This is a genomic window from Pirellulales bacterium, assembly GCA_035546535.1.
Classification (GTDB): Bacteria; Planctomycetota; Planctomycetia; order Pirellulales; family JACPPG01; genus JACPPG01.
Genome location: DASZWQ010000046.1, coordinates 1 through 7,826, shown reverse-complemented (window position 1 = coordinate 7,826; position 7,826 = coordinate 1). Strand labels below are relative to the sequence as shown.

General features: G+C 62.1%; 7 protein-coding genes. 4 read left to right on the top strand and 3 right to left on the bottom strand.

Annotation, left to right across the window (positions count from 1 at the left end; genetic code table 11):
- Window positions 1-236, bottom strand: a 236-nt coding sequence (locus VHD36_05475; protein HVU86748.1) for a nitroreductase family protein, incomplete at its 3' end; no start/stop codon positions are given.
- Window positions 237-591: 355 nt separating this feature from the next.
- On the opposite strand from VHD36_05475, the gene VHD36_05470 reads away from it, so the two are divergent.
- A complete protein-coding gene (locus VHD36_05470) occupies window positions 592-795 on the top strand; it encodes a hypothetical protein (protein HVU86747.1) in 204 nt (67 codons plus the stop codon).
- Window positions 796-1,100: 305 nt separating this feature from the next.
- Here VHD36_05470 and VHD36_05465 read toward each other — a convergent pair whose 3' ends face one another.
- Window positions 1,101-1,382 carry a flagellar biosynthesis anti-sigma factor FlgM gene (locus VHD36_05465; GenBank protein HVU86746.1) on the bottom strand — a complete coding sequence of 94 codons (282 nt, stop codon included), beginning with the start codon at window positions 1,380-1,382 and terminating at the stop codon, window positions 1,101-1,103.
- Between the two features lie 771 nt (window positions 1,383-2,153).
- Here VHD36_05465 and VHD36_05460 point away from each other — a divergent pair.
- Together VHD36_05460 and VHD36_05455 are read left to right on the top strand one after the other, a co-directional pair.
- Window positions 2,154-3,089, top strand: a complete 936-nt coding sequence (locus VHD36_05460; GenBank protein HVU86745.1) for an EF-hand domain-containing protein — start codon at window positions 2,154-2,156, stop codon at window positions 3,087-3,089.
- Window positions 3,090-3,604: 515 nt separating this feature from the next.
- Window positions 3,605-3,811 (top strand): hypothetical protein, encoded by a 207-nt coding sequence (locus VHD36_05455; GenBank protein ID HVU86744.1) that lies wholly within the window; start codon window positions 3,605-3,607, stop codon window positions 3,809-3,811.
- Window positions 3,812-4,019: 208 nt separating this feature from the next.
- Here VHD36_05455 and VHD36_05450 read toward each other — a convergent pair whose 3' ends face one another.
- Complete coding sequence (locus VHD36_05450; GenBank protein ID HVU86743.1) at window positions 4,020-5,204, bottom strand: LptF/LptG family permease; 1,185 nt, start codon at window positions 5,202-5,204, stop codon at window positions 4,020-4,022.
- Window positions 5,205-5,616: 412 nt separating this feature from the next.
- Between VHD36_05450 and VHD36_05445 the strand changes: the two genes are divergently transcribed.
- The coding region (locus tag VHD36_05445; protein HVU86742.1) for a phospholipid carrier-dependent glycosyltransferase at window positions 5,617-7,826 on the top strand (2,210 nt) is incomplete at its 3' end.

The window sequence follows — 7,826 nt, the reverse complement described above, 5'->3', positions numbered from 1 at the left end:
CGCGGCCAATCCTTGCTCGTGCGCTCGGCGTACAAGAACCGCCAGGGCTGGGCGTTGTAGCTTGAGGGGGCCCAGCGTGCGGCCTCGAACAGTTGCATCAGCTCTTCACGCGAAATCCGTTCGCCCGACATCGCCCGCGGCGACCAACGATTGAGGAATTGTGCGTTGATACGATGCTCGGCCTGGCGAACTCCGGCGGCGTTCATCTTGACGACATCGTCTGCGGCGCTTGTCATCGTCGATCTCCTGCTATTCTCTCGTGACGCACCTGGGCTTCCCCTGCGCATAAGTTTATTGGTTTCGTGTGACCGTCAATCCCGCGCGCGACTGAATTATCCCGAACATTCGCCCACGGAATGGAGCGGATCGAGACAACTCAGCGGGGGGCATGGATTCGCCCTTCCTCGAGTGACGAATCGGCACGGCGCGCCGTGATTCGGCTCGGTGTGACAAGACGGCACGGACTTTGCAAAACCGTAACCCAGGCCTGGTTTTTCGGGCCCAATATCGATCGTTTCAAAAAAACAATGTCGGGCAGATGGCCATTGTGGTTCGGCGGCGGCCAAGAATCCGCGCAGCGAACGAGTTATCATGCCCTACGCATTCGACCCCCGAGACGAAATCCTGACGCGCCTGGCCGAGATCCGGGCCGTGATCAAGAAGACCGACGATACTTTAAGGACCGCCCGCGACCTGGAAAAACATCTGGAGGTCGTCCTCGAAGAAGTGGGGACGCGTCTGCACAAAGCCAGAACGGCGATCGATCCCGGGAGCGGCAAGCCAGGACTCGGTTGAACGGCACAGCCACCGAACGGACATCCAGCCCCTTGTCCGTAGCCAAAAAGGGCCGCGTGCGGCTCGGCCGTGAGCGGTGGCTCCAAGGCCCCTTGCCCGCTGAGGTGCCTCGAAAGGGCCGCCGACTCAGCGGGCATAAGTCTCGATCGCGCTTAGCAGCCTGTTGAAAAAAGCCCTCGTGGCTTTTTTCAACCTCGCCAAGTGCGAAGCAAAGCTTCGCACGGCTCGCAAAATAATGACTTACGTCGATAGTTTGCCATCGCATCCCTGCGATGTCGCAGCCCGTTGAGTTCTTCAACAGGCTGCTAGGCAATCTCGTCCAACAATCGTTCCACCGCCAGGTCCAGTTTCTCGGCGGTATCGTAGCTGCCATTAGCGATCTGAGCACGCAACTGAGCAACACGATCGGAACGGATGTCGGGCAGTTGCGCCGCCATCTCGAGCAGGCGGCCCGTTTCCGAAATATCGACGACGTCTGCCGTCGCCGAAGAGCGGGTCATGGCCGCGGACGAATTGGTCCGCGCGACCGCGTGAGGAGCGTTGATCGCTTGCGCGCCGTGAAGCTGAGTGACGCCGTGGATTTGCATGTTTCATCTCCCATCAAGGGGTACGTTCACCGCCGCAACGATACGAGCGCATCACGGCGCTGCATCTCTTAGCGGGGCAAACATACAGCCAATACGTGTTGAATCGGAATGAATCGCCAGCTTGAGCCAGACGGCAAGGGTCTCGTGGCTTAGCTCCCCTGTTCCTGCGGCCTGGTCCGAACGGACCACAAAACGACGGCCGACTGAACCTCTACGAGCTAACACGCTCCGACGAAACCTGGCCCGTCCGCATCAAAGCTACTGCCGGCGCCGCATTCCCTGTCACGTTGGCGTGACCTCGCGGGCACGGAAACTCTGCACCCGTTACATCGACCAACGTGTGGCGGCCAGTTGAACCAATCCTCCGTGCTGGGTGTTGTGCCTGAATCTCGGCCGATGGCACATATGCCGACTATGTGGATCTCGGGACGGATGGTGATTTCATGCATCACGACATCGCGGGCGGTTAACGTTCGCGATGCGACCGTGCCACATGACCCCCAATCGGGCGCGGCCACCTTGCCGCGCGTGCCGACTTCCTCTGCCTGTTACGCCGGTCGCACCGGCCCAGTTCGTCTGGTCCGGGCAAAATAATGGGGCGGATTCTAGTGGTTTCTCCCAAGGGGGGCAAGATCGCCCAACCTGCTTGTGGCGCAAGGTTTTATGGCCCCCAAGCCGGCACCCTTCTGGGGGCTGTCCCCGAGGATGGCGAAACTTTCTCAGGCCTCTCCGGTTTCATCGTAAATGGGGACTTCTAGAGGTAGGCGCAAGATGCAAAAACCGCCCGGGGCAGCTGCGGCTCGAAAGGTCGCGCTGCTGGCATTGCTGGCTGTTGCTGCAAGCGTGTCGCCTTCTCGCGCCAGCGATGCCGAGTCCCAGGCGCTGTTTGGTCGCTTGGACGCCAACCAGGACGGGCAACTCACGACGGATGAAGTCCCCGCCGAAAAAGAACGCCTGCTGAAGCGACTGCTTCGCAAGGCCGACGCCGACCGCGACGGCAAGCTCAGTCGGCAAGAGTTCATCGCGGGATTGTCGGAGCCGCCGGCGGATCGCCTGGCTCAAGCCTCGACGCAAGAGAACCGCCCGCTGCCCGGCATGAACCGCGACGGGTTCTTTCGCCGGCTGGATGCCAATGGCGACGGCCGCGTAACCAGTGACGAGTTGCCCGCCGAGCGGCGCGAACGCCTGTCGATGCTCCTCAAACGCGCCGACGCAGATGGCGATGGGGCAATGACCCTGAAGGAGTTTGAGGCTTTGCCGCGACCGGCCGACGGCGGAAAAACGAGCATCGACGAAGCCGCTACCGAGCCACGACCTGACCTTGCGCCAGCCGCGACGGTCGTGTTCGCGGCCCTCGACATAAACAAAGACGGAAGCCTCTCGGCCGAGGAGATTGCCAAGGCGCCCCAATCGCTGGCTGCCTTGGACAAGGACGGTAGCGGCACGATCACGACCGTCGAGTTGCAAGAGGCGCGACCGCTGCTGGCGACGTCTCAACCGGCGGGTCCTGATCCGGCGCGGATTTGGCAGCGTCTGCTTATGGCCGATAAGGATGGCGATGGCCGGCTCAGCGCGGATGAGTCGCCCGAGCGCTTGCAGCGGAACTTCGAGCGCTTGGATACGAACAAAGACGGTTTCATCGACGAATCGGAATTCAAATCCAGCATCGCTCGCTTACGAGAGGCGTTGGGAAAGAAGGAGTCGTAAGCGAACGAGCCCAACGGTTTGCCACAGAGCACACCGAGGACACAGACACAAAAACGAAGACTGTGCAAGATATCTAGGCCGCAATCACAGGTGCCTCGGGACTTCGAACTCGACTCGGTGTTCTCTGTGCACTCTGTGGCTCTATGGCTAAGCAGTCGAAGGAAATTGCGAAACAACTGGCGATTGATCGAGCCGATCCTTCGCCCACGAACGTGTCGAGACGAGAGCCCGGCCGGCCTTGCTTCCCCGAACAGCAGGGACGGTTTGGGCTCTCGCTCTTTCCGTAGCGCCCTATCGATCGCCCACCGCCGCAAAACGCGTCAGGCCTGATCCGGCGGCCCTCTTTTTTGGCCATTTCCCGACCGAAGTGAACCAGAACGAGTCGCCCCTGTCTTACGTAATAGAGGGTGAAGGCGGATTTTCCAAAAAATCCGGAAACGCCGCCTCGCCGCCGCCGGGATGTCGCGGGCGTTCGCTCGATGCCTCCCTGGCAGCCAAAAATGGGGGGAGAGGCGATGCGCAAGGGAAAAGCAAACACGGGCGGTGGGCACACCGTGGCAGCTCTGGAAGCCGCCCCAGAGTTCTCCGAGAGGGAAGAGCAAGCCCTGGCTGAATTTGGCCGGTGGCTGGACGGCGAGCTGGAGCAGCTCGTTGCCCGCTGGGTCCATTTGGCGGCGCCCAACGCCTCGCGGCGCGCCCATGCCCTGCGCCGCACGATTTAGAGCGCCGCCTCATCGGCCGGGATCATACAGAGGGCCTGGAACAGGGCCCTCTGTTTTTGCGCGAGCTGCGTCATTGTGAATTGCAGCGATAGGCCGATACCGATTCCTAAAACGAGCCGCCGCCGCGGTCCGCCGCTGCTCTCATCTGTGAAAGGTGCGGACGTATTCTCATCGTCTCATCGGTGAACACGCCCGTGCCGGCACGCGTTCAAAACCGCACCACGCGGCGCATCAGCCAGATGCCCCACAGCGCCAGAATGACGTTTCCCATCCACACGCTGTAGGTCGGTAGATTGCCATCCTTGGCCTGATCGACTCCGTAGATCAACAGCGGATAGTAGACCACCAGGATCGGCAGGAAGCAGGCGAAGAAGCTGGTGAAAACATCGGAATTGCGCAGGCGGATGGCCATCGGCGCGCCAATGAGCACGAAGAACAAGCAACTGAAGCCATTGGCCCAGCGTCGCGGCGGCTCGGTGTAAAATCGAGACAACTGTCCCTGGAGAAACTCCAGGTTCTTCTCTTCTTCGTCCCAGTGTTTCTCCGTCAGCTCGGCAAAGTCGCCCATGGCCAGCGCATAAGCGGCGCGGGCTGACATGTCCTGCCGTGTGACGTTGATCTCGTGTTGCTGCCAGCGGATTTCGCCGGGTACGTCCTTCATCGCGACGTGTGCCGGGTGATGCTTGGTCTCTTGTTTACCGGCGGCGTCCTGCAGCGAAATCTCGCGCTCTTCGTGGTTGAAGTGGTAGCTGGCCTGGCCGGCCGCTTGCACGAGCCCCTGCTCGAAGGCGATCACGAGCACCTTGCGCTGCGTGTCGCAATGCAGCTCGCCCTCCTGGGCCGTGATCGTGTAGGGCGGCGTCGTGCCCGAAGCGTTGAACGTGATGACGGGCCTGATCAATTTGCGGTCGTCAACCCGCTTCACATTGATGGTGAATCGGTTCGTGCCGAACGATTTTTGCGTGCGCAGCATCCCGTAGGCGATGTCGTCGAGGGATTCGATCGCCACGCGCTGCATGTTGTTGAACCCCCACGACACCGCCACGTCGTTCAGCCATACGCAAATCAGGCTCAACAAAAACGCCATGATCAGGGCGGGCCAAAGTATGGACATCGGGTTGATGCCCAGCGATTTGATCGCCACGATCTCGTTCGCGCCCGACATGCGGCCATAGACGATCGAGACGGCGAACAATGTGCTGCCCGGCAACGCAAACAAAAGTGCGTTCGGCAGAATGTAGGGCAGCATCTGCAGAACCTGCACCAGCCCCAGCCCTTGCTCGATCGCTTCTTTAGCCACACCGACCAGCATCATGAGCGTCGTGAGCGACGTCACGGTGACGGCGAACACTTTCAGCAGTTCGATCAGCACGTATCGTGGCAGCAATCGCATCGCGGGAGTCTCGCGAGAAGGGCATAACCGGTCAAGGGCAGCGGGCCGGGTTGTGTGCGAGCTTTAACCGGCGCGCGGCAAACTCCCTCTCCCGCAGGGAGAGGGCCGGGGTGAGGGGATCGGCAACCAGCGTCGACCTTGAATGCCCTCACCCTAACCCTCTCCCGCAGGGAGAGGGGACGGTTTTGTCAGGCCAATGCATCACACGCGAGTCACTCACTACCGGCCGTGATGTTGATCTTCAACCCAAATCGCCCCCTGAGTCCGGGGCATGCGCAGAGAGGCCGATGGCGAAGCTATTGACACTATCCGCGACGTTCACCTATACACCGACCCGCGCGGTGCAAGATCGTGTCAAATGTCGTGCGCCCGCGCGCACTTTGCAATTTTTCAACCGACGATAGCAGCTAGCATGGATGCACGATTGCAGCACGGTGACGAATCTTCCTTGGCTGGCGGCGGAGCTGCGCCGGCGGCCAAGTCCGGCGCCAGCATTTCGCTGGTACTACCGGTTCTGGACGCCGAAAAATCCCTGGCCCGCATCGTGCTGGCCGCGAACGAGGCTTTGGCCCGCGTCACCGGCGACTACGAAATCGTGCTCGTCGATGGCGGCAGTCACGACGGCACGCTCGCCGTTGCCACGGCCACGGGCAGCATGTTCCCAGCGCTGCGGGTTCTCGAGCAGCCGGCCCTAGGGCCGGGCAACCAGGTGCGAGCCGGAATCCATGCCGCGACGAAAGATTACGTCGCGCTGGCCGCGACGAACACGATCCTCGAAGCACACGATCTCGAGCGTCTCGTACTCGTCGCTCCTCACTGCCATCTTGCCAGCGGCACGGCGGGTCATGAGCACGATGGTTGGATTCACCGCCTCTTGCTGCGCACCTACAACGTGGCGGCGGACGTTTTGCTCGCCACCGGTGTTCGCGACAGTCAAAGCGCTGTGAAGTTTGCGCGCCGCGACACGATGCGTGCGCTGGCTCCGGCCGCGGAAAGCGCGTTCTTGCACACCGAGATGCTGAGCAACGCGCGACGGACCGGCCTCTCGGTCGTGGAAGTCGACCTGGCCTCGCGTCGCGGCGGCACCGCCGTGGATGCTTACGCGCTACGCAATAGCGCAGCCACGATCCGCGAAGCCGCGCGATTCTGGTGGACGACGTGCATGTTTCCCGCGCCCGATGCACCGGATAAAGCCGATGACCAGGCCGCCGGCGCGATCCGTTCGTGGCACATCGCACTATTGACCGCCGTCGCCGCGATCGTGATGTTCACGCGCCTCACGTTTCCCTTGATCGAGCCCGATGAAGCACGCTACGCGTTGATCGCCGCCAGCATGATCGACTCGGGCGACTTGCTCGTGCCGCAGCGCGAAGGATCCTTCTATCTCGACAAACCGCCGCTCTTGTACTGGATGACCGTGGCCAGCTTCTGGGCGTTCGGCGTTCACGACTATGCAGCGCGCACGGTAACCGCCCTGGCCGGCTTGGGCACGCTGCTGGCGACCTACTTCGCGGGGCGGCACCTGGTCGGGCGGCGCGGGGCCTACCTGGGCGCCTTCTTGCTGCTGCTGTGCCTCGGGTTTGTGCTGGCCAGCCGTTTTCTCATCATGGACGGCCTGCTGACCCTGTTCACGACCGTCACGATACTCAGCATGTATCTGGCCACGCAGCGCGGCGAATTGCGCCGTGGATGGTGGATGCTGGCGGCGATCTCCTGCGGCCTGGGCGTGATGACCAAGGGACCCATCGCGCTGGTGCTCACACTGCCGCCGTGGGTCGCGGCCCGCTGGCTCGCGCACGAAGGGGCGGCGGTGCGGCCACGCGATTGGCTGTGGTTCGGCGGCGGCGTCGCCGGCGTGGCACTTCCCTGGTTCGTCGCCGTGTCGATTCGCGAGCCCGGGTTCCTGCGCTATTTTTTCTGGGAACACCACGTCGTCCGCTATACCACGAACATGATCCACGTCGAGCCGTGGTGGTTCTACATTCCCGTGCTGGCGATCGGTATGTTCCCGGCGTGCGTGCTGTTGCCGGTGCTGGCCGTGTACATAGGCCGCCGGACGAAAATGGTCGCCGAATCGCGTACCCGAGCGCAAGGATATCTCTTGCTCTCGGCACTATGGACGGTCGGCTTTTTCTCCATCGGCACCGGCAAGCTGGCGACGTATATCCTGCCGGCCCTGCCGATGCTCTGCCTGTTGATGGGCGCGATGCTCGATCGGGCGATCCTCACGAACATCGATGACAAGTTCATGGCTCGCATGCGCCTGTGGATTCCCTTCCACGGCACGCGCCTCGCGCTACTCGCCGGGATCGTCTTGGGCATTGTCGATTTCATCATTGACGGCGGCGAAGCCGACCAGTGGCTCGAATGTGCGCTCCTGGTCTTCGGGTCCGCGGCGCTGTACTGGTACGTTTCGCGCCGCACCTTCGCCGAGCGGCCAGCCCGCTGGTACTTTGCCGCCGCGGTGCCGTTGGCGGTGTTGGCGATTGGGATTGCCGATATTTATCCGACGATCGCCACCAAGCGCTCCTTGGCAACGCGTGTGGCCGCGTCACGACACGCAGCCGGCGATGAGCTGGCGCCGGTGATCTGCTTTGGCCGCCACGAGGACAGCCTGCTCTT